20 protein-coding genes are annotated in these 20,234 nt (G+C 58.1%); 15 read left to right on the top strand and 5 right to left on the bottom strand.

Annotated features, from left to right (window positions below; translation table 11 throughout):
* Positions 1 to 6: 6 nt before the first annotated feature.
* The gene (locus AC2CHD_RS02200) at positions 7 to 1,839 is read right to left on the bottom strand and encodes an extracellular solute-binding protein (protein WP_484552450.1); all 1,833 of its coding nucleotides are present in this window, start codon (positions 1,837 to 1,839) and stop codon (positions 7 to 9) included.
* Between the two features lie 275 nt (positions 1,840 to 2,114).
* On the opposite strand from AC2CHD_RS02200, the gene AC2CHD_RS02195 reads away from it, so the two are divergent.
* Complete coding sequence (locus tag AC2CHD_RS02195) at positions 2,115 to 2,741, top strand: invasion associated locus B family protein (protein ID WP_229446863.1); 627 nt, start codon at positions 2,115 to 2,117, stop codon at positions 2,739 to 2,741.
* 68 nt (positions 2,742 to 2,809) lie between these two features.
* On the opposite strand, the gene hspQ is transcribed toward AC2CHD_RS02195, so the two are convergent.
* Positions 2,810 to 3,142 (bottom strand): heat shock protein HspQ, encoded by a 333-nt coding sequence (gene hspQ / locus AC2CHD_RS02190; RefSeq protein WP_229446864.1) that lies wholly within the window; start codon positions 3,140 to 3,142, stop codon positions 2,810 to 2,812.
* A 164-nt stretch (positions 3,143 to 3,306) separates the two neighbouring features.
* Between hspQ and AC2CHD_RS02185 the strand changes: the two genes are divergently transcribed.
* The gene (locus AC2CHD_RS02185) at positions 3,307 to 4,269 is read left to right on the top strand and encodes an AEC family transporter (protein WP_484552449.1); all 963 of its coding nucleotides are present in this window, start codon (positions 3,307 to 3,309) and stop codon (positions 4,267 to 4,269) included.
* Here AC2CHD_RS02185 and AC2CHD_RS02180 read toward each other — a convergent pair.
* Positions 4,232 to 5,386 (bottom strand): UbiH/UbiF family hydroxylase, encoded by a 1,155-nt coding sequence (locus AC2CHD_RS02180; RefSeq protein ID WP_484552448.1) that lies wholly within the window; start codon positions 5,384 to 5,386, stop codon positions 4,232 to 4,234. The two genes, AC2CHD_RS02185 and AC2CHD_RS02180, sit on opposite strands and share 38 nt — an antisense overlap.
* Positions 5,387 to 5,509: 123 nt before the next feature.
* Here AC2CHD_RS02180 and AC2CHD_RS02175 point away from each other — a divergent pair, with 123 nt between their 5' ends.
* The 8 genes from AC2CHD_RS02175 (at position 5,510) to AC2CHD_RS02140 (ending at position 13,411) form a co-directional block, all read left to right on the top strand.
* Positions 5,510 to 6,466 (top strand): DUF2182 domain-containing protein, encoded by a 957-nt coding sequence (locus AC2CHD_RS02175; protein ID WP_484552447.1) that lies wholly within the window; start codon positions 5,510 to 5,512, stop codon positions 6,464 to 6,466.
* Positions 6,467 to 6,482: 16 nt separating this feature from the next.
* Positions 6,483 to 7,097 carry a DUF1326 domain-containing protein gene (locus tag AC2CHD_RS02170; RefSeq protein WP_484552446.1) on the top strand — a complete coding sequence of 205 codons (615 nt, stop codon included), beginning with the start codon at positions 6,483 to 6,485 and terminating at the stop codon, positions 7,095 to 7,097.
* A 9-nt stretch (positions 7,098 to 7,106) separates the two neighbouring features.
* On the top strand, positions 7,107 to 7,835 hold the full coding sequence (gene pcsA / locus AC2CHD_RS02165) for a phosphatidylcholine synthase (protein WP_484552445.1): 729 nt from the start codon (positions 7,107 to 7,109) through the stop codon (positions 7,833 to 7,835).
* A gap of 98 nt (positions 7,836 to 7,933) precedes the next feature.
* Positions 7,934 to 9,520 carry an ABC transporter ATP-binding protein gene (locus AC2CHD_RS02160; RefSeq protein WP_484553191.1) on the top strand — a complete coding sequence of 529 codons (1,587 nt, stop codon included), beginning with the start codon at positions 7,934 to 7,936 and terminating at the stop codon, positions 9,518 to 9,520.
* Positions 9,520 to 10,617: an ABC transporter permease gene (locus AC2CHD_RS02155; protein ID WP_229448026.1), complete on the top strand. Its 1,098-nt coding sequence runs from the start codon at positions 9,520 to 9,522 to the stop codon at positions 10,615 to 10,617. The genes AC2CHD_RS02160 and AC2CHD_RS02155 overlap by 1 nt, the downstream gene beginning before the upstream one ends.
* A complete protein-coding gene (locus AC2CHD_RS02150; RefSeq protein ID WP_229446871.1) occupies positions 10,610 to 11,524 on the top strand; it encodes an ABC transporter permease in 915 nt (304 codons plus the stop codon). Before AC2CHD_RS02155 ends, AC2CHD_RS02150 begins: the two co-directional genes overlap by 8 nt.
* Before the next feature lie 34 nt (positions 11,525 to 11,558).
* On the top strand, positions 11,559 to 12,635 hold the full coding sequence (locus tag AC2CHD_RS02145) for a BMP family ABC transporter substrate-binding protein (RefSeq protein WP_484552444.1): 1,077 nt from the start codon (positions 11,559 to 11,561) through the stop codon (positions 12,633 to 12,635).
* 140 nt (positions 12,636 to 12,775) lie between these two features.
* Positions 12,776 to 13,411, top strand: a complete 636-nt coding sequence (locus AC2CHD_RS02140) for a glutathione S-transferase family protein (protein ID WP_484552443.1) — start codon at positions 12,776 to 12,778, stop codon at positions 13,409 to 13,411.
* A gap of 30 nt (positions 13,412 to 13,441) precedes the next feature.
* Here the strand turns inward: AC2CHD_RS02140 and speE are convergent, their stop codons facing one another.
* Positions 13,442 to 14,305, bottom strand: coding sequence for a polyamine aminopropyltransferase (gene speE / locus AC2CHD_RS02135; protein WP_484552442.1), 864 nt, complete (start codon positions 14,303 to 14,305; stop codon positions 13,442 to 13,444).
* Positions 14,302 to 14,751 (bottom strand): adenosylmethionine decarboxylase, encoded by a 450-nt coding sequence (gene speD, locus AC2CHD_RS02130; protein ID WP_484552441.1) that lies wholly within the window; start codon positions 14,749 to 14,751, stop codon positions 14,302 to 14,304. Before speD ends, speE begins: the two co-directional genes overlap by 4 nt.
* A gap of 289 nt (positions 14,752 to 15,040) precedes the next feature.
* Between speD and AC2CHD_RS02125 the strand changes: the two genes are divergently transcribed.
* The 5 genes from AC2CHD_RS02125 (at position 15,041) to AC2CHD_RS02105 (ending at position 20,128) form a co-directional block, all read left to right on the top strand.
* Positions 15,041 to 16,219 carry a hypothetical protein gene (locus tag AC2CHD_RS02125; RefSeq protein ID WP_484552440.1) on the top strand — a complete coding sequence of 393 codons (1,179 nt, stop codon included), beginning with the start codon at positions 15,041 to 15,043 and terminating at the stop codon, positions 16,217 to 16,219.
* Positions 16,216 to 16,638, top strand: coding sequence for a toxin-activating lysine-acyltransferase (locus AC2CHD_RS02120; protein WP_484552439.1), 423 nt, complete (start codon positions 16,216 to 16,218; stop codon positions 16,636 to 16,638). Before AC2CHD_RS02125 ends, AC2CHD_RS02120 begins: the two co-directional genes overlap by 4 nt.
* A gap of 157 nt (positions 16,639 to 16,795) precedes the next feature.
* On the top strand, positions 16,796 to 17,029 hold the full coding sequence (locus AC2CHD_RS02115; RefSeq protein WP_484552438.1) for a hypothetical protein: 234 nt from the start codon (positions 16,796 to 16,798) through the stop codon (positions 17,027 to 17,029).
* Between the two features lie 110 nt (positions 17,030 to 17,139).
* The gene (locus AC2CHD_RS02110) at positions 17,140 to 18,822 is read left to right on the top strand and encodes a peptidase domain-containing ABC transporter (RefSeq protein WP_484552437.1); all 1,683 of its coding nucleotides are present in this window, start codon (positions 17,140 to 17,142) and stop codon (positions 18,820 to 18,822) included.
* Complete coding sequence (locus tag AC2CHD_RS02105; protein WP_484552436.1) at positions 18,809 to 20,128, top strand: HlyD family type I secretion periplasmic adaptor subunit; 1,320 nt, start codon at positions 18,809 to 18,811, stop codon at positions 20,126 to 20,128. The genes AC2CHD_RS02110 and AC2CHD_RS02105 overlap by 14 nt, the downstream gene beginning before the upstream one ends.
* Positions 20,129 to 20,234: the final 106 nt, after the last annotated feature.

Here is a 20,234-nt window from a genome sequence, read left to right as displayed (position 1 = left end):
CTGGCCTTAATCTGCGTCTGGCTTGTGCCACCAGGTCTGCAGCTTGTATCCGTAGAGGGGTGTTTTTTCCGGGTGAGCCAGATCGTTCCAGTAGGCCACCCATTCGTCGCTGTCGTGTTGCATCGGAACGACATAGGCCCCCGACATCAAAAGCCGGTCGAGCGCGCGCACGGCAGCAGCATAATCATCCATGTCGCGTGCGTTCAGCATCGCATCGATCATCGCATCGATTGCCGGATCGGCTGCGCCCGAGAGGTTGAAACTGCCTTCGGCTTCGGCTGCGGCAGATCCCCAGCGGTTGATCTGCTCGATGCCCGGCGAAAGAGAACCGGAAAAGCCCACCGACGCGATGATGACGTCGAAGTCGTAGCGCTGTTTGCGCTGCTGCGCCTGTGAATCGTCCAGCAGGCGGATCGAAACACCGATACCGATCTTCCTCAGAGCGCGCTGGAAAACGGCAGCCAGTTTCTCGCCTTCCTCGGATGTGACAAGAATTTCGAAGGTGAGAGCCTCGCCCTCGGCATTCACCAGCGCGTTGCCTTCAAGACTGTATCCCGCCTCCTGCAGCATTTTTAGCGCTTCACGCATCTCGTTGCGTCCGATCGGAGCGCCGGCCATCTCGGCTTTCCCGTAGGTGCCGTCCATAACCTCTGGCGTCACCCGGTCGGCAAACGGCTCGAGAAGGGCGCGTTCGCGCTGATCCGCTGGTTTCCCAAGCGCCGAAAGGTGAGAGCCCTGCCAATAGCTCAGTGTGCGCTCATACTCGCCCCGCAACACATTGGTGTTGACCCAGCCGAAATCGTAGAGTTTGGACAGGGCACGGCGCACCTTGGGGTCGGAGAATTTTTCGCGCCGCGTGTTGAAGAAAAAGCCTGTGACGGCAGGCGGCACGCCATTGCTGAAGGTCTCGCTGACAACCTTACCCTCGCGCGCGGCAGGAAAATCAATGCCATGCTGGCGGCGGACCGGATCGGACTCCGCATAGACCGAGCAAATGCCCTTCTTGAACGCTTCGATCATCGAGTTTGCGTTCAGGAAATATTCGATCGTGACCTTGTCGAAATTGTCGAAACCGCGCTTGGAAGGGATGTTTTCGCCCCAATACTCCGTGTTGCGGGTGAAGACGATCCGGCGGCCGGGTTCGACTTCCGTAATGCGGTATGCGCCGCTGCCGATAACCGGTTTAAGCGTCGTCTGATCGAAGGTCTCGATGTCGAAGGCGTGTTCGGGAATGATCGGCGTCATCGCGATGATCAAAGGAAATTCGCGATCCGCCTTGTCGTTAAAGGTGAAGCGTACACTGTGATCGCCTGTTTTTTCGATCTTTTCGATCTTGGCCATTCGGCTGGAATAGGGAGGCCGGCCCTTTTCCGTATAGGCTTCATAAGTGAAGATGACATCCTCGGGTGTGACAGCCTTTCCATCGGACCACTCGGCCTCCGGGTTCAGATGGAACTCTGCGTAGGTGCGTGCCTCGTCCATCTCGACGCTTTCGGCCAGGAGCCCATAGAGCGTGAAGGGTTCATCCGCGCTTCGCATCATCAGCGGTTCGAACACCAGATTTCCGAAAATCGTGTCGATCACGCCCCGCGCTGTGGTGCGCATGCTTTTAAGGATGAAGGGATTCAGATTGTCGAACGATCCGACAACGCAATAGGTGACGTCTCCGCCTTTTGGCGCATCGGGATTGACGTAGGTGAAATGTTTGAAATCCGCCGGCAGTTCCGGTGTTCCGTGCATCGCGACGCCGTGCATCGGTTCAGCCTGGGCGAGGACGACACCGGATGCGATCAGGCTGGCAGAAATCGTGAAACGAAGGGTTTTGAGGGCTGCAAACATCGACGCACCTTTGGCGGGGAACTCGAACGGACCCATGCGGATCCATGATTCGCCGGGGAGCGTAACACACCACGTGTGTTTTTCCGGGGCATCCGGCGGATCGTGTGATGTTTGCCGCACCTTCTCACAAAGTCCAGCGAAATGCTTTGACGGGCTGGATTCGCGCCGCATGGCGGTGTAACACGCGGCCAAGGGTCATGCTGTCGCCGCATTTTAACAACAGGTGACGCATGGATCGATATTCTGGCGCTGTGCATTTAGAGGAACTGAGCCATATGAAAAGCCTGAACGCGAAAGCAACCCGCACCCTGTTCGCCCTTGCCGGCGCCGCCTGCGTGGCCGCAAGCGGAGTTGGTGTCGCCGCCGCGCAACAGCAGCAGCCGCCGCAGGGCTGGTTCAAGGCCTGCACCAAACAGGAAGATGTGGACATCTGCAACGTGCAGAATGTTCTCGTCGCGGAAACCGGCCAGATGATCACCGGCGTCAGCCTGATCGAGGTGAAGGGCAAGGTGAACCGCAAGGTCTTCCAGATCACCGTGCCGACCGGCCGCATGGTGCCTCCCGGCATCGGCCTGCAGATCGATGGCGGACAGACCCAAAAGATCGACTATGCGATCTGCCTGCCCGATCGCTGCATCGCGGAAGCGCCGCTGACTGATCAGCTCGTCGCATCCTTCAAGCGCGGATCGGAATTGACGCTTACCTCGGTCAACTTCCAGAACCAGCCGAACCCGATCAAGATGACGCTCTCCGGTTTCACCAATGCCTATGATGGTGACCCGCTGCCACAGTCCGACATCGAGGACCGTCAGAAGAAGCTTCAGGACTTCGTGAACAAGAACAACGAAGAGTTCACCGAGAAACTGCGTGAAGCGCAGGAGAAGGCAAAGAAGGCGGAGTAGCCTTTAAGACCTCGAAACAAGAACAGGGCCCGCGTGGCCCTGTTTTCATTTGAGACGGAAACTTCCGGTCAGTGATGCATTCGCTCGCGCGGCTCGTAATGGCCGTCACCGGTTTCCACGAAAAACTCTGCCAATTGTGGGTGCCGAACCGGCACGCCGGATTCATCCGGCACCAGGTTCTGCTCTGAAACATAAGCCACATACTCCGTCTCCTCGTTCTCGGCGAGAAGATGATAGAAGGGCTGATCCTTGCGCGGGCGCACTTCCTCGGGGATCGCCTGATACCAGGCTTCGGTGTTGTTGAATTCCGGGTCTACATCGAAAATCACGCCGCGGAAGTCGAACACCCGATGGCGGACGACCTGGCCAATGCGAAATTTTGCAGTTCCAATCGTTTGCATAATTATACCTCTGACTTCCTATGTGGCGCAGCAGCCGTCACAATTCAATCCCGCAGGCTTGACGGGCAGGGCGCTCGCGGGCTAGCCGGCATGTGTGGGCGATCCGTTTGCGCACCGTTTTCAAGGGGCGTTGAAGCGGGCGGTGGCCCAAGCAGGGATGGGCCATGACCAGTGTCGCAGGACTTGTTCTGCCGTTTTTCGGATTGATCTTCATCGGCTACGCCGTGGCTCGGCTGAAGCCGCATCCGGCTGATGCGCTTGGCTGGATGAACACCTTCGTCATATATGTGGCGCTCCCGGCGCTGTTTTTCCAGCTTCTGGCCAAAACACCTATCGAGCGCCTGACGGAGTGGGGCTATATTTTCGGCGCGGTTGCCTCCACCTACATCGTCTTCGGGATCATGTTTGCTGGCTCACTTTTCATCAGCCGCAGTTCGATCGCCGAAAGCACCATCAAGGGGCTTGCCGCCAGCTATGGCAATATCGGCTATATGGGGCCCGGCCTGGCGCTTCTCGCCTTCGGCGAAGAGGCGGCGGTGCCTGTCGCGCTCATCTTCTGTTTCGAGAATATGATCCACTTCGCGGTGGCCCCGATGATGATGGCGATCTCGGGTGGCAACGGTGAGAAACCTGGCCGACTCGCCCTCGACGTTGTGCGCAAGATTGCGCTGCACCCCTTCATCGTCGCGACCGCGGCTGGGGTTGCTGCAGCGGCTCTTAATTTCGCACCGCCATTGCCCATCGAGCGCCTGCTCGCCTATCTTGCTTCAGCAGCGGCGCCATGCGCGCTGTTCGCCATGGGGGTCAGCCTTGCTTTGCGACCGCTGAAGCGTGTGCCGCAAGAGGTGGGCGCCATCGTCGTCCTAAAGCTCATTCTCCACCCCGCAATCTGCTACGTGATGTTGAGCTGGATCGGCAATTTCTCTGAAAGCTGGGTGTTTTCGGCTGTGCTTTTGGCGTCGCTTCCCACGGCCACCAACGTCTTTGTGATCAGCCAGCAATACGGTGTTTGGATGGAGCGCGCTTCGGCAAGTGTGCTCATCACCACGCTCGTATCGGTGGGGACTGTGACCGCCTTGCTTTACGCGATCACGAACGGGATTCTGCCGCCGGACCTTTTCCCTTAAACGGGAGAAGCGCGGAAAACCCGCTGCCGGGCCGCATGCCTTCACGCATGAAGAGGGCCCGCAGCGGGGGAATGCTTCCAATGATGGAAAGTCCAGCACTGCGCGCCACCTGTGCGGGCAGGAATCCCGAAAGGAGCGAGGCGTTCAGCAGATTGACCGAATTGCTGCGGGCGAGCACATCCGGGCGCCGCGCAGCATGATAGCGGCTCATCGCGACCGTGGTTCCGGGATCATCGGGAAAGGCGTTGGCCACAGAAACGAGATCCTCCACGTCTCTGATACCCAGATTGAGGCCCTGTGCGGAAATGGGAGGGAAGACATGCGCGGCTTCGCCCACAAGCGCCACGCGGTTCTGTCCGAATCGCGACGGCATGAGTGTGCTGAGCGGGTAGATCTGACGTCCGGGCTCCACGGTGACGCGGCCCAGCATGGAGGAAAACTGCTCTTCGATCCGTAGAGAGAGTTCCTCGTCACCGAGGCTGTTCATCCGCTCGGCATCTTCAGGGTGAAGTACCCAGACAAGGCTGGAACGCATTCCGGGGAGAGGGACCTGCGTGCAGGGGCCGCTCTGGGTGTGAAGCTCCGTAGACACAAAGCCATGGTCACGCGCGTGGCTGAAATTCAGCACGAGCGCTGCCTGGGGCAGGGCGCGTGTTTTTGCCGAAATTCCGGCGGCCTCCCGCGCCGGCGAGTTACGCCCGTCGGCGGCAACCGCCAGCTTTGCTGTAACCTCCACACCGTTTTCGAGCGTGGCTGTCACGTGATCGCTTTCACAGGCCCATGTTTCTACGAGACTTTCGTGCCATTCAATCAGCGGCGAAGCTTCCGCTACCTTGGCCAGCTCTTCTGTCAGGCGCGCATTGGGGATGTTCAAGCCGAAATAGTCTTCGCCGATCTCTCCAGCATGGAATGTCACCGTGGGACTGCGCACCAGACGCCCTGTCGCATCCACGAGACGCATCGCGCGCAACGGCGCGGTTTCCGGCATCAGCGCATCAAGCACGCCGAGCGGCGCGATTGTATCAAGCGACGGGCGCATGAGTGCCACGGTCCGGCGATCGCGTCCCTGCGGAAGCGGACCCGCCAATGTCACCGCGTGGCCGTGATGTGCGAGCATCAGCGCAGCGACTAGGCCGGCTGGGCCTGTCCCAGCTACGACAATTTTGCGGTCACGATCGCCCACGGCTTTCCATCCATTTCTGTTTCTGTCTTGATCGACAGGACCGTCCCTGTCTTTCTCATGATGGGGCGGGTCGGCGCAAGCTTCAACGCGGCGAAAGACCCCAGTGAGTTTCATGAGGGCGATGTGAGCACCGAACATGACGACCTGACCGCTTTGACCGGCTCCCGTCGCACCGTGTACCGAACCGCGCGACAGGCCTATCCCCTCTCCCTTGGTGCGCTTCTTCTGGCCATTGCCATGTCATGGCTTTTTCTTGCGCTGATGGGGGTTAGAACTGCGGTGGTTGCCCCGGGTTCAGCAGGTCCTGGCGCGATGTGGCTTCGGCTTTCTCCAGATATTGCATTGCCATCGTCCTTCGAGGCTTTTTTGGCTCTTTGCCTTGCGCCAGTCCGTGCCGGCAGCGACTGGTCGGCATTCATCCTTCTGGCGTTGATGTGGTTCCTGATGGCGCTGGCGATGATGCTGCCGTCGGCCGGACCGTTGCTTCGAACCTATTGCGAAATTGCCGACACCGCCGCCCGCAAGGGTGAGCCTGCAGTGCATCCCGCATTACTCGCAGCCGGCTATCTCTCCGTGTGGCTTGCCGCCTCACTCGGTTTCGCCGGAACAGCGCTTGTCGTTTCCACGCTATCGCCCGGTGGAACACTCTTTGCTCCATGGACCGGGTTCGCGGGAGCGGCTGTGCTTGCGGTGGCCGGACTTTACCAGTTTTCTGGCCTTAAGGAGGCCTGTCTCGTCAAATGCCGCAACCCATTCGCCACACTGTTCGGACGCTGGAGCACACGGCCTTTATCAATCTACCGCCTGGGGATTGAGCAGGGTGTGTGGTGCCTTGGCTGCTGCTGGGCATTGATGCTCGTCATGTTCGCCGTCGGCATCATGAATGTGTTCTGGATGGCGCTTCTGGGCGTCTTCACCATGGTGGAAAAAACTGGTCATAGTCGCGTTTTCACACGCATTTCAGGCGCGCTTCCGCTTGTGTGGGCACTCGCGCTTCTTGTAATCTCACTTTAGAAGAGGGGCAGACGCCATGGGAAAGAAAGACTGGGCGCTGAAAGGCGAGCTGGTGCTGTCGTGCAATTGCACCGTGTTCTGCCCCTGCGTGCTTTCGCTGGGCAATCACCCTCCCACGGAAGGGTACTGCCAGACCTGGGCCGGTTTCCGGATCGATCAGGGGCATTACGGTGAAACGGACCTATCCGGCATCAATCTCGGTCTGGTGATGGAAATTCCCGGCTATATGAGCCGCGGCAACTGGACCGCCGGTATCTTTCTGGACGAACGAGCCTCGATCTATGCGGAAAAGGCGATTGGCAAGATCTTTTCCGGCAAGGCGGGCGGAACGACAGGTCTCCTTTCCATACTCGTCGGCCAGTTTCTGGGCATTCAGCGCGCGCCGGTTCACTATGAAACCCATGGAAAGACGCGCATCTTCCAAATTCCGAAAATCATCGACGGGGCCATCACGCCCATTGCCGGCAAGGATGCCGATAGCGACACGGTGATCACCAATTCCCAATACTGGATCGCTCCGGAAATCACGGTAGCGCGCTCTGAAAAAAGCCGTATGCGTGCCTTTGGCCGCAATTGGAACTTTGCCGGACGTTCGGCGGAAATATGCCCGCTCGATTGGCGCGGACCTTAGGCATAAAGCATGAAGACCAAGAAAGTAACTGCCCCCCAGGCCAAGGCGTTTTCCGTTCATCTTCTGACGGCGTCGGGGTCGTTTCTCGCATTCCTGTCTCTCGTGGCAGCCAGCGAGGAGCGCTGGGTGGCGATGTTCTGGTGGCTCGGTTTGGCGCTGTTCGTGGACGGCATCGATGGCCCCATAGCACGCAAACTCGACGTGAAGCAGGTTCTGCCCACCTGGTCGGGCGACATGCTCGACAACATCATTGATTACGTCACATATGTGCTGATTCCTGCCTTTGCGCTCTACCAGAGCGGCTTTATGGGCGAGGGGCTGTCATTCCTCTCAGCGGCGATCATCGTCGTCACCAGTGCAATCTATTATGCCGACACTGGCATGAAGACGCGGGAAAACTTCTTCAAGGGGTTCCCTGTCGTCTGGAATATGTTGGTTTTCACCCTGTTTGTGGTCGAACCCGGTGAATATGTCGCCTTCGCCGTGGTGCTGATTTCGGCTGTCACGACCTTCCTGCCGGTGTTTTTTCTTCATCCTGTCCGGGTGCAGCGCTTGCGCGCACTCAATCTTTCGATTTTTTTCGCCTGGTGTGGTTTGGGTGTTGTCGGACTGGTTCAGAACCTTGATGCCTATCCCCTGGTGCGGATTGGTATTGCAGCGACCGGCATCTACCTCTTTGTCATCGGCGGGATCATGCAGGCGTGGCCGAATCTGGGCAAAGGGCGTAAAGGGGAATAGGGCGGGCGCGTTTGAATCTCTTTCAAGCAATGCGGCTCTAATGCGCTGCAAAGTCGTCTGCCTATGATCGAGTTGGGAACAGAACAATAATGTCCGAAATGGGAGCCGGCGTGGATCAAACACACGAAGGCAAAGGTGGCGAGCTTCTCGAAGTTCGCGGGCTGACAAAGATATTCGGCACGTTGAGAGCCTGTGATGCGATCGATCTTTCGATCGGCAAAGGCGAAATTCACGCGCTTCTCGGCGAGAATGGTGCCGGCAAATCCACACTGGTCAAAATGCTGTTCGGCGCGCTGGAACCGGCCGCCGGTGAAATTTTCTGGAAGGGGAAACCTGTTTCCATCCAGTCTCCGGGCGAAGCACGCCGGCTTGGCATAGGCATGGTTTTCCAGCACTTCTCGCTGTTTGAAGCTCTGACAGCGGCAGAAAACATCATGCTGTCTTTGGACGACAAGACGCCTATCCTGCAGGTGGCGGAACGGGCGCGCGAGCTCTCAAAGGCCTACGGTCTTCCGCTCGATCCCTTTGCCCATGTGGGCGATCTTTCCGTCGGCGAGCGTCAGCGCATCGAGATCATTCGATGTCTCCTGCAAAAGCCGGACCTCATCATCCTCGACGAGCCGACTTCAGTTCTCACCCCGCAGGAAGCGGACAGGCTCTTTGTGACGCTTGAGACCCTGCGCGACGAGGGCAAATCCATCCTCTACATTTCCCACCGGCTCGAAGAGGTGAAGCGGCTTTGCGACCGCGCGACCGTCCTGCGCCATGGCAAGGTGGTGTCGCATTGCGACCCGAGGCAGGAGACGTCCGCCTCACTCGCCAAAATGATGGTCGGGGACGATGTCGACACGGTCCGGCGCACGGGGCACGCCGATAGCGAGGGTGCGGCGCTTCTGGAAGTCAAAGCTCTCAAGCGGCCGGCCGCTAATCCTTTCGCGATGCCACTGCGAGGCATCAGTCTCAAAGTCCGTTCCGGTACGGTTATGGGCATTGCTGGCGTGGCTGGGAACGGGCAGGGGGAATTGTTCGAGGCCCTGTCCGGCGAGGTCCTGCAGGACAAGGCGGACGCCATCCGCATTCGCGATACGGATGCCGGACGGCTTGGCATTTCCGGTCGCCGTCTTCTCGGCGCGGCCTTTGTGCCGGAAGAGCGGCTTGGCCATGGCGCTGCACCGCAAATGCGTCTTTCCGAAAACCTGTTTCTGTCACGGCATGTCACCGATAAACGCGCGCTTCTGGGCATGTTCGGCACCGTACGTACGAGTGCGCTTGCAAAGGCGGCTTCCCGCATCGTCAAGGTCATGGATGTTCGCAAAAGCGGGGAGGATCCCGAGGCCTCGGCCCTCTCCGGTGGCAATCTGCAGAAATTCATCATTGGCCGTGAGCTTGATCGTCAGCCGGCCGTCATCGTCGTGAATCAGCCCACATGGGGTGTGGATGCCGGGGCGGCGGCGCGCATCAGGCAGGCCTTGATCGATCTGGCGCGCTCGGGCTCGGCGGTTCTGGTCATCTCTCAGGACCTCGATGAATTGTTCGAGATTTGCGACAGTATCGCGGTCATGCATGACGGGCGACTGTCTGCGCCAATGCCGATCGCCGAAGCAAGCTTTGAAAGAATCGGCCTTCTGATGGGCGGCGCCGAGCCCGAACGTACCGGCCTGCCTGAAAACACGGAGACCGCATGATGCGCCTGGAACTCGTCAAGCGTCCGCAGCATTCCGTTTTGTTCAGTGCAATATCGCCGTTGATCGCCCTGGTGCTGACCATGATCGCCGGTGCGATCATGTTCTCCATACTGGGCAAGAATCCTCTCGATGCGCTCTATTACTATTTCATAGATCCGTTGCGCGAGACATGGTCGTTGCATGAGCTGGCGATCAAGGCAGCACCGTTGATCCTCATCGCCGTCGGCCTGTCGGTGTGTTTTCTGTCAAACAACTGGAACATCGGTGCTGAAGGACAGTTCATCGCAGGCGCAATTGCCGGCAGCATCCTGCCGGTGGTTTTTCCCGATTTTCAGACTTGGCTCGTTCTTCCCCTGATGCTCGTCATGGGGGTGGCTGGCGGTGCGGCTTACGCCGCCGTGCCGGCCTTTCTCAAGGCACGTTTCAACACCAATGAAATCTTGACCAGCCTTATGCTGGTTTACGTGGCGCAGCTCTTTCTGGACTGGATCGTGCGCGGCCCCTGGCGCGACCCAGGCGGCATGAACTTTCCCGAAACGCGTGATTTTCATGCTTTCGCCATCCTGCCCGAGCTGATGCCCTCGGCAGGGAGGGCCAATTGGGGCATCGTTTTCGCCGTTCTTGCTGCTCTCATACTCTGGTTCATCTTGCGCAAGACACGAAAAGGTTTCGAGATTCGGGTCTTGGGTCAAAGCCCAAGGGCAGGGCGCTTTGCCGGCTTCAGCTCGTCGCGGATGGTGATGGTGGCATTCCTGATCTCCGGCGGACTTGCCGGTCTCGCCGGCATTTCGGAGGTCGCAGGCGCCATTGGCCAGCTCCAGCCTTCCATTTCACCGGGCTACGGGTTTACCGCGATCATTGTTGCTTTTCTCGGTCGCCTGAACCCGCTTGGTATCGTTGCGGCAGGCTTCGTTCTTGCTCTCTCCTATCTTGGAGGTGAAGCGGCGCAGATCTCGCTTGGGCTTTCCGACAAGGCGGCGCGCGCTTTTCAGGGCATGCTGCTTTTCTTCGTGCTCGGCTGCGACACGCTCATTCACTACAGGATACGGCTTGCCGGGCGCGCGATGCGGGGCGGGGAGGTCACGACCAATGCTTGAATCCGTTCTCATCACCATCGCCACCGCAGCAACGCCGCTTCTGATTGCCGCCATCGGCGAACTGGTCGTGGAGCGCTCCGGTGTTCTGAACCTTGGCGTGGAAGGTATGATGGTGATGGGCGCCGTCACCGGCTTCGGCGTGGCAATCACCACCGGCTCTCCCTGGCTTGGTGTCTTCGCGGCCATTCTGGTTGGTGCGGCTTTCGCGCTGCTCTTCGGGTTCCTGACGCTGTCACTCGTTACAAACCAGGTGGCGACTGGCCTTGCGTTGACGCTGCTCGGGCTCGGTGTATCGGGTATGATTGGCGAAGCCTTCATTGGATTGCCGGGCGTTAAGATGGCGCCACTGGTCATACCTGTCCTGTCCGATCTGCCCGTGGTTGGGCGGTTTTTGTTTGCGCAGGCGCCGCTCTTCTATATCTCGATCCTGCTCGTGATCGGTGTCAGCTATTTCCTGTTCAACACGCGCGCCGGTCTGACGCTGCGCTCGGTGGGGGACAATCACGATTCCGCCCATGCACTCGGCATCAAGGTGATCGCGGTGCGCTATGCTGCGGTTGTCTTCGGCGGTGCCTGCGCCGGGCTTGCGGGGGGCTATCTTTCACTGGTTTATACGCCACAATGGATCGAGAACATGACGGCCGGACGCGGTTGGATTGCGCTGGCGTTGGTGGTGTTCGCTTCCTGGCGTCCATGGCGTGTCCTGGCGGGAGCCTATCTCTTCGGCGCTGTCTCTATCGGCCAGTTGCATGCGCAGGTGATCGGAGTATCTGTGCCTTCACAGTTCCTGTCTGCGTTGCCCTATCTGGCGACTGTCGCCGTTCTTGTACTAATCTCGCGAAACCGGCGCCTGACAATGGTCAACACGCCTGCATGCCTCGGCCGGCCCTTTGTGCCAGCCAGATAAGCCCTGCACTCAGTCAACAGAGAGGACGTCAAAAATGAAAAAACTCGTTCTGGCACTTGCCGCGACCACCGCGGTCACCGCCTTCGGTGCCGCGCCCGTCGCCGCGCAGGACAAGACCAAGGCCTGCTGGATCTACGTCGGGCCGATCGGCGATTTCGGCTATTCCTATCAGCACCATCAAGGCCTGCTCGATGTCGAGGAGCATTTTGGTGACAAGGTCGAGACGGCCTATCTTGAAAGCGTTCCGGAAGGGGCGGATGCCGAGCGCGCGCTCGAGCGCTTTGCGCGTTCCGGATGCGATATCATCTTCGCGACGTCCTTCGGTTTCATGGATCCGGTACAGAAGGTTGCCGCCAAGTTCCCGGACATCAAGTTCGAGCATGCCACCGGCTTCAAACGCGATCATCCGAATGTCGCCACATACAATTCACGCTTTCACGAGGGGCGTTATGTGCAGGGTGTGATCGCTGCCAAAATGTCGGAAAAGGGCGTGGCCGGCTATATCGCCTCTTTCCCGATCCCCGAGGTGGTCATGGGCATTAATGCCTTCATGCTCGGTGCGCAATCGGTCAATCCGGATTTTCAGGTGAAGATCGTCTGGGCCAATACGTGGTTTGATGCCGGCAAAGAAGCCGATGCAGCCAAGGCACTGCTTGACCAGGGCGTCGACATCATCACCCAGCACACCGATTCCACCGCGCCCCTTCAGGTGGCAGCAGAGCGCGGCATCAAAGGGTTCGGTCAGGCCTCTGACATGATCAAATTCGCGCCGGAAACTCAGCTCACCTCCATCGTCGATGACTGGGGCCCATATTACATCGAGCGTGTCCAGGCGGTCATGGACGGCACCTGGGAACAGAACGATGTCTGGGGCGGCATGAAAGATGGCCACGTCGTTATGGCGCCGTACACGAACATGCCCGACGATGTTAAGGCGGCTGCCGAGGAAATCGAGGCTAAGATCAAGGACGAGGGCTTCAACCCCTTTACCGGTCCTGTCTACAAGCAGGATGGAACGCTCTGGCTTGAAGAAGGACAGGTGGCGCCTGACGGAGAGGTCCTTAGCATGAATTTCTACATCAAGGGCATCGACGACAAGTTGCCGAACTGAGGCAATTCATCGTTGTTCGAGCGAAAAGGCGGCTTCGGCCGCCTTTTTTGTATCTAACAGATCGAACGGGGCAATCTGCTGACAGTCTCCTGTCAGGAGGGAGGTGATAAGGTCGGGCCATGTGAAAAGAGGGATATCCGATGCTGACGTTCTACCATGCACCCTGGTCACGCTCTTCCAGTATTCTCTGGCTCCTTGAGGAGCTGCAGATCCCATATGATCTGGAGATGATCGACATCCGCGCGCGCGAGGGTGTGCCCGAGAGCTACCGTTCCATTCAGCCCAGCAAGAAGGTTCCTGCCATTGTCCATGATGGGCAGGTCGTGACCGAGCGTGCCGCAATAACCATTTATCTGGCCGACAGGTTTTCACAGACCGGACTGGCGCCTGCGATAAGCGATCCGGACCGTGCGGCTTATCTGACAGCGCTGGTTTATTGTGATGCGGTCTTTGATCCGGTGATCTGCGCGCAAGTGCAGAGACTGGATTACACGAGCAACGAGTATCCGTTCGGTATTTTTGCCGATATGCTCGCCTACATCGAAGGTCGGCTAGAGAACCATCCCTTTGCCGCAGGGGAGCGCTTTACCGCCGCCGACACGCAGCTTGCATCCGGAATCAATTACACCATGAACATCCTGCGCGCTCTGCCTGAGAAGCCGGTTTTCAAGGATTATCTCGCACGCGTGGAAACACGGCCTGCCTATCGCAAGGCCCAGCAGTTGGACATGGAACTGGCTGCCAGCGTACCGTTCTTTTCCGGGCAGGGAAGCTGAAAGAGGAGAATGGGCCTTCTGGCCCATTCCTTACGCTTTTAAGGCGTCCTCAAGGAGCGTTTCGATGAAACGCGGAAGGGCGAAAGCCGCCCGATGATGCGCCGGTGTGTAATAACGGGTCTCGATCCCCGCCATACGTTCCCTAAGCGTCGCCTCACTGACCGAGAGTGCTTCCGGATCGTCGCTCGACCATCCCAACGTCATGTGCCCGCCGAAATAGGTGGGCACCGAAACGAGATAACAGCTCGTCGTCTCGAATACCGAGGAAAGCCCCTTCATCGCCTTGGAAAACTCCTCAGGCTGTAGGAAGGGAACCCCGTTCTGGGACACGACGATGCCTCCCGGGCGCAGGATGCGCTTCAGGTTCCTGTAAAAATCGGTGGTGAACAACACCGCGCCCGGACCTGTGGGATCGGTGGAATCGACGAGTATTACGTCGAAACGCTTATCGGTTTCCGCCGCAAAAACCGCGCCGTCGGCAATCTCTACCTGGAAACGGGGATCTTCAAAGACTGGCGCATTGAAATCGGCGAAATGCTCACGCGAGAAATCGAGCACCGAGGCATCGATTTCCACCTGGGTGAGGGTGCCGACGCGCTTGTGCTTCAGGACCTCTTCCGCCAAACCGCAGTCGCCGCCGCCGATGATGAGAACATCGGCGGGGTTTTCATGAGCAGCGAGCGGAACGTGCGCCAGCATCTCATGATAGATGAACTCATCCCGGCTGGTGACCTGCACCGCGCCGTCGAGCACGAGAACTTTTCCAAAGACCGGGTTTCGGATCAGCGAAAGCTGATGGTGTCCCGTTCCTTCCTCGTAAAGCACCTCGTCGACATCGAAAACCATACTGATGCCGTCATGGAGGGTTTCCGATATGGTTTTTCGATCGCTCACGCGTTTCGTCCCCGAAGCAACTCGTTCACATCCATGCGGCCAGGAGCGAATGCTTCCTTCAAGACGTCAATGCACCGCTCGGGCTTTGCGTCACCGCACATGAAAATGTCCAGCGCTGCATATTTCCGCTCCGGCCAGGAATGGATCGAGATGTGGCTTTCAGCCAGCACGGCAACGCCGCTGATCCCGCCATTCGGCTCGAATGGGTGCAAGTGGATATGCAAGAGAGTCGCACCGGCTGCGTTCACGCAATCGATCAACGTTTTCTTGATGTATGGCAGATCGTCCAGGCGTTCGGCCTCGAACAGATCCACGATGAGATGCGAGCCGGCGCAAAGAACGCCGTCCTTCTCGATAAAGTGATCCTTGTCGTCGCAAACCGCAGTGGCGGGCTGCGCGGTGGTGCTTTCTTCCTTTTGGGCGGTGTTCAGTACAACTGAATCCATCCCCAATTGGAAAAGGGCGTCTTGAGACATGGCGTCCTCTCCAACCAGCAGATGCTCAACCTGATCATTCAGGAGTGTGGCCCGTATATATGCAACGAAAGTCGGGACGCAAGCACAATCATACGCAATCCTTAGGGCACATATTGGCTTTGAGGGGCGCCCCCTGCATCCTTCCTGTTCAGAAGCGCTGCTATAGCGACTATGTTTTCGATATAATATTCACCAAAAAATATCAGTATAAAAAGGGCGTTTATTTCACAAAATTCACGATATAAATCCCTTCGTCATCATGTATATTATCCTAAACATGACGACGAAGACCAATATTTGTTATAGCTTTTTCATGGTTGATATTTTTTCTGATTGGTTGCGCGCCAATAGTTTGGATTCTCAGTTCCTTAAACGAAACCTGGTGGATCATCCCCTTCCCATTTTTTTGATCGGTCTGGGGGCCAGCGGTGGCGACAGATTCTTTGATCTGTCTGGAGAGGCGGCTTGGGAAATGGTTGCCGAGGCGCTGACGGCGGGGATCCCTGAACTGTCCTCGCTGATTCGAACCGTGCGGATGCGTGTGCCGAAAAGTTTCGAGGCTAACGAGGAAAGGGGAGGTCGCGCCTACACTTACGACCGAGGCCCGAAGAGCTTACCCTTCGTTCATTGCCCCTATAAAGGGACCGCTTCGGATGTTCTTACTGTCGCCCATGAGTTTTCGCATGCGCTGCAGATCGTTGCGTCCAGGCGCACCGCAATGCCGCCAATGGCCCGCGAACTATGCGCTTTTGTCGGGGAGCGCTTGCTTCTCACCTGGTTACGCGACAACCAGCCATCCTTATCTCCTTTTATGGAGACGGCGTGGTTGGCAGACAATTCCAGCTACCTTGGTACCAGTCTGCAATCGCTTGTTCGTGCTTTGGAGGACGGTAGCGACCTATACGACTACGCCTGGAATTATCCGGTAGCGCGGCTTCTGGCTCATGCAGTTGGGTATGAATGGTCCAGCGGCGAAACAGCTTTGCTCTTCAAAAGCGGCGCGAAGGCACCGTCTCATTTAGCGGAGTTTTATGAGCGGGCGCACATTCTGCCACAGCGGTATGTCCTTCCCGCGTTGACGGACACAGGCGGCACTGTCGCCAATCTCTATCGACAGATCGGTGCACTTTTGTTGTTGGATCTCCAGCGACAGGGAGCCGACACGTTCGAAGAAGCTATCGGCCCGCGATACGCACATCTTCTTCAGGCCATGCAGGGACGCAATGTGTTCCTTGCAACCGATCAGGAGCAGGTGCCGCTTGGTTATATCCTGTGGCAGTGCAGTGAAGGGGGCAAGCCGACCGGGTTTGAGCGCCGGATCGCCTGTGCGCAGCGTCTTCCCGATCTGCTTACGGCCTTCGAAAACCATTGCCCGCAGGCGGCGGCCGAGCTCCGACGCACCGCCCCGGACAACATTGTGGGAGATTTCGTGTCATGAAGCCGATCGATCTGTATTCGGGTGTTGGCTATGCGCTGGAACTTCTGGCACGCTCTGGAAACCATCGGGGTTTCCCTGTGAAACGGTATCTCGACGTGGAAATCCTGCCCCCGTTACATCTAGGTCAGGCGAGGTTTTATCTCACCCCCGACGGGATTCCCACGGGTTTCGTCAGCTGGGCGTTTGTCGATCTCGAAACGGAGAAAACCATCCTGCAAACAGGGCGCGCACTCGCCTTTCACGAGTGGAGAAGCGGGGAGCGCCTGTTCTTCAATGATTTCATCGCGCCCTATGGCACGGCGCGCGAAATTATCTCCGATCTCCGGAAGAACATCTTTCCTGGCTGCCGCGCGACCAGCGTGCGGCGAGCATCCGATGGCGCGCTTCGCTCCGTCAAGCGTTGGAGAAGCAGCGCCTAGTCGCAACACCCGAACCGACCCCTTGCAGGGCGTTGGTTTAGAAGGAATGCCCCGATGTATTTCGTGTCGGGTGCATACCGGTGAACATTATTCGCCGGTGAAACCGCCGATTGTTCGGCTTCATACTCAAAAACATATTTAAAACAGGACTTTGATAATGTTTCACGAGTTTCAGATTGACTACCCTGGCATCGATGCACCGATCAGCTTCGGTGGCGGCGGCGAGGGAGCCGAAAGTCTCGGCCACACCGTTGGCGCTGCTGTCGGTTCGTTCGTTGGCGGAGCCATCGGCGGTTACTTCGGAAGCGTGCCGGGGGCCGAGATTGGTGGCGCAGTCGGAAACACGGTCGGCGGCCTTATCGGCGGTGCCATCGAAGACGCTGTGGCTTAATTTTCAGCCGCGTTAGCCAGATAGCGTAGTGCGAAATTGCTCGCACGAAGGTTGGGGGCCGTGCACGTCCGCGGCCCCCGCCTGACAATGCGCTCCTAGCAGGTTTGTTTATGACGCAACGCTTCAAGACGAGTGAGCAGGGCGTTCCCCAGTCGTGGTTCACAACGACACTGGGCAAGCATATTCCATTATATGCTGAGCTTACGTTTTTGGCTGTCTGTGTGCGGCTCATAGGGCTTCTTGAGCCCTTCGTGTTTCAGGTGGTGATTGATCGGATCTTGCCGTTTCAGCGTGAAGCATCCCTGATCGTCGTTGTGATCGTCATGATTGGCGCCAATGTATTTCAGCTCTGCTTCAACCTGCTTGCAGCATTTCTGGGCGTTTCTGTCGCAAACCGCCTGACCTTGGAACTGGGAACACGGTTGTTTGAGCATCTGTTCCGATTGCCATTGCGCCATTTTCGCAAATGGCCGGTCGGCGAAACTCTCTCGCGGATCGGCGAGACCGATACGATCCGGGCGTTTCTTGTCGGTCTTACCACCGGTGCTTCACTGGATCTTTTCTTCACCTTTCTCTATGTCGCCGTTCTGTTGTCGATTTCAGGGCAACTGACACTGGTCGTTGCGGTGGCTCTGCCACTCCAGGCGGCATTGTATCTGTGCTTTGGCCCCATGCTGCGAAAGCGGCTGCGTGTCCAGTTCGACACGGGCGCTCGACACCAGGCGCGGCTGGTTGAGAACCTGACTGGCATGACGGCCGTGAAAGCACTAACGGCTGAGACCGCGATGCTGGCGCGGCTGCGGCAAACGCTTTCCCAAACCCTTCAGGCTTCGCGAAGGGTCTACACGATGAACGCCGTGAGCGGCCAACTTGCCATGATCTGTGAGAAAGGCGTTTTCATTGGAGTAATCTATATCGGAGCACAGCAGGTGTTTGCCGGTGAACTCACATTGGGCCAGCTCATCGCTTTCCAGCTCATTGCAGAGAAGGTCGCAGCCCCCATCGCAGGCTTTTCAAAATTATGGCAGGATTGGCAGAATCTCCGTGTCTCGCGTCAACGCTTAGGTGACATCCTGAGCAGCGAGCGCGAGCCCTTCGGCGAGAAAAAGCGTCTCCCAAACGGGCTCGAACCCCGGCTGGAATTCCGGTCTGTCTCCTTCTCCTATTCTATCGATCAGAAGCCGGTCCTGGACCGCGTTGACCTTGTGGCAGAACCTCACACCTGCACCCTTGTTGTCGGGCCGTCGGGAGTAGGGAAGTCGACATTCGGGCGCCTGGCTGCCGGGCTGGAAAAGCCGCAGGAAGGAGCAATCTGTATTGGTGGCGAGGATCTCAGCGGGTACGAACCGGAGAGCGTTCGGTCGCGGATCGTTTATGTTCCTCAAGACCCCTATCTTTTTTCGGGCACGCTCCGCGAGAATTTGCAGTTGCGATGCCCAGACGCAACCGATGCGGCGCTGCGCGATGCGCTTGCGGTCGCGGCTGCGGATGATCTCGTCGACCGATTGCCGCTTGGGCTCGATACGCCGGTGGGCGAGCAGGGGAATGCCTTGTCTGGCGGGCAGAGACAACGAATAGCTATCGCCCGCGCGGTGCTTCAAAGCCCGTCCGTTCTCATACTCGATGAACCGACCAGTGCGCTTGATGAAGCCTCACAGCGGCGAATGGTGGCGGAGCTGATGCGGCTCAGGAGAACGATGACGGTGATCGTGATCACACACAGGCCGGATGTTTTTGACGGCCGAGATCAAATCATCGACTTTGCTGCAGGAAAAAATCATGCGCCTGTTTGACACATCGGGTGCAGCCTCCCCGACATTGCATCTCACCGTGCTGATCAGCACGACCATCTTCATCGTCACTCTCATTGCGGCGTGCCTGTTGCGTGTTGAGGTTACCGCACGCGGAACCGTACGGCTCGTTCCGCTGGACAGAGTGCAGGTGGTGCAGGCCGAATATCCTGGCTCCATCACAGGAATCCTCGTGCGTGACGGTGTCAGTGTCAGCAAAGGAGAGCTGTTGCTTACACTCGATGCAACCCCAGCCGAAACGAAACTTCTTACGCTGGTCGAGGAAGAAGCGCGCCTGAAGCGCGAAAACGTCCGCTTCGCCGCTTTCCTGTCCGAACTCGTCGTGCTGCGCGACGGGGGAGATATTCGCAACGGTAAAGAAGACACCTCGTCAACCAGGGCGGGAGAAGACGCTGATGAGGCCATGCAGGCGCGCCTTCTCGAAGCCGAACTCAAGGACTTTGCAGATGGGTTAGCCGCGGCCGATGCTCGCCTGGAAGTCAATCGGAAGGCCATGGAGGTTCTGCAGGGTCGGATTGCCCAGGCGGATACCGCACTCGCCGTTCAGCAAGAGCGACTACAGGCGGCGGAAAAACTCATGGAACGTGGCATTTCTTCACGCGAAGCCTATCTGAAGGTACGCGCAGCCTATGACGATATTCGCAGTGCGAGAGATGTTCTCAAACGCGAGATCGCAAAAACCGCCGCGGAGGCTTCCGTCCTGGACGCCGAGCGGGCAGGGCTCTTCAGCGCGAATTACAACAGGTTCATGCAAAAACGAGACGGGATCGAGGCGCGATTGGCCGCGTTGCGGCAGGAACGCCGGGCTCTGGAGGAAAGAGTGGCCGCCACGCAGCTACGCGCTCCTGTGTCGGGCACGGTCGAACAGCTCTCCGTAACCACCGTAGGAGGCGTTGTCCAGGCCGGACAGGACCTGATGCGCGTGGTGCCAAACGACAGCCAGCTCGAATTCGAGGCCTTGTTTTCGAATGAAGACAGCGGGTTTCTTGAGGCAGGACAGAAAGCGCGCATTCGTCTTGATGCCTATCCTGCCGAACGCTTTGGCGCGATGATGGCCACGATCACTGATATCGCAAGCGATTCGATTGAAGTCGGAGGGAGCGGCCGCTGGGGGTTCGTCGTGCGGCTGAAACCAGAGGGTGATGCGTTGCAGTCACCGGCAGGGCGGTTGGCTTTGCGACCGGGGATGACTGGCAGTGTTGATGCCATCACGGGAGATCGCCGATTGATCAGCTATTTTCTGGCACCGATCACCGCACAGTTCAGTCAGAGTCTGGGCGAGCGCTGACAGGACTTGGCAAACTCGTCGCAAATCCCTCCTGAGCGGATGGTTTCGCGGGCCGGCTTGTTGTAAGGCTTGACCCGGATTGCTCGATGTCAGGGGGAAGAATGCC

Source organism: Nitratireductor sp. ATLC21 (assembly GCF_057196525.1).
This window is presented reverse-complemented; position numbering and strand designations above follow the sequence as displayed.

Bases quoted from the DNA above. Each gene is read 5' to 3' on its own strand.
- hspQ (WP_229446864.1), bottom strand. From the start codon at position 3,142: ATGCAAACGATTGGAACTGCAAAATTTCGCATTGGCCAGGTCGTCCGC.
- AC2CHD_RS02150 (WP_229446871.1), top strand. From the start codon at position 10,610: ATGCTTGAATCCGTTCTCATCACCATCGCCACCGCAGCAACGCCGCTT.
- AC2CHD_RS02155 (WP_229448026.1), top strand. From the start codon at position 9,520: ATGCGCCTGGAACTCGTCAAGCGTCCGCAGCATTCCGTTTTGTTCAGT.
- speD (WP_484552441.1), bottom strand. From the start codon at position 14,751: ATGGATTCAGTTGTACTGAACACCGCCCAAAAGGAAGAAAGCACCACC.
- AC2CHD_RS02180 (WP_484552448.1), bottom strand. From the start codon at position 5,386: ATGCTCGCACATCACGGCCACGCGGTGACATTGGCGGGTCCGCTTCCG.
- AC2CHD_RS02170 (WP_484552446.1), top strand. From the start codon at position 6,483: ATGGGAAAGAAAGACTGGGCGCTGAAAGGCGAGCTGGTGCTGTCGTGC.
- AC2CHD_RS02160 (WP_484553191.1), top strand. From the start codon at position 7,934: ATGGGAGCCGGCGTGGATCAAACACACGAAGGCAAAGGTGGCGAGCTT.
- AC2CHD_RS02105 (WP_484552436.1), top strand. From the start codon at position 18,809: ATGCGCCTGTTTGACACATCGGGTGCAGCCTCCCCGACATTGCATCTC.
- AC2CHD_RS02185 (WP_484552449.1), top strand. From the start codon at position 3,307: ATGACCAGTGTCGCAGGACTTGTTCTGCCGTTTTTCGGATTGATCTTC.
- AC2CHD_RS02115 (WP_484552438.1), top strand. From the start codon at position 16,796: ATGTTTCACGAGTTTCAGATTGACTACCCTGGCATCGATGCACCGATC.
- AC2CHD_RS02145 (WP_484552444.1), top strand. From the start codon at position 11,559: ATGAAAAAACTCGTTCTGGCACTTGCCGCGACCACCGCGGTCACCGCC.
- AC2CHD_RS02200 (WP_484552450.1), bottom strand. From the start codon at position 1,839: ATGTTTGCAGCCCTCAAAACCCTTCGTTTCACGATTTCTGCCAGCCTG.
- AC2CHD_RS02140 (WP_484552443.1), top strand. From the start codon at position 12,776: ATGCTGACGTTCTACCATGCACCCTGGTCACGCTCTTCCAGTATTCTC.
- pcsA (WP_484552445.1), top strand. From the start codon at position 7,107: ATGAAGACCAAGAAAGTAACTGCCCCCCAGGCCAAGGCGTTTTCCGTT.
- AC2CHD_RS02120 (WP_484552439.1), top strand. From the start codon at position 16,216: ATGAAGCCGATCGATCTGTATTCGGGTGTTGGCTATGCGCTGGAACTT.
- AC2CHD_RS02195 (WP_229446863.1), top strand. From the start codon at position 2,115: ATGAAAAGCCTGAACGCGAAAGCAACCCGCACCCTGTTCGCCCTTGCC.
- AC2CHD_RS02125 (WP_484552440.1), top strand. From the start codon at position 15,041: ATGTATATTATCCTAAACATGACGACGAAGACCAATATTTGTTATAGC.
- AC2CHD_RS02110 (WP_484552437.1), top strand. From the start codon at position 17,140: ATGACGCAACGCTTCAAGACGAGTGAGCAGGGCGTTCCCCAGTCGTGG.
- AC2CHD_RS02175 (WP_484552447.1), top strand. From the start codon at position 5,510: ATGATGGGGCGGGTCGGCGCAAGCTTCAACGCGGCGAAAGACCCCAGT.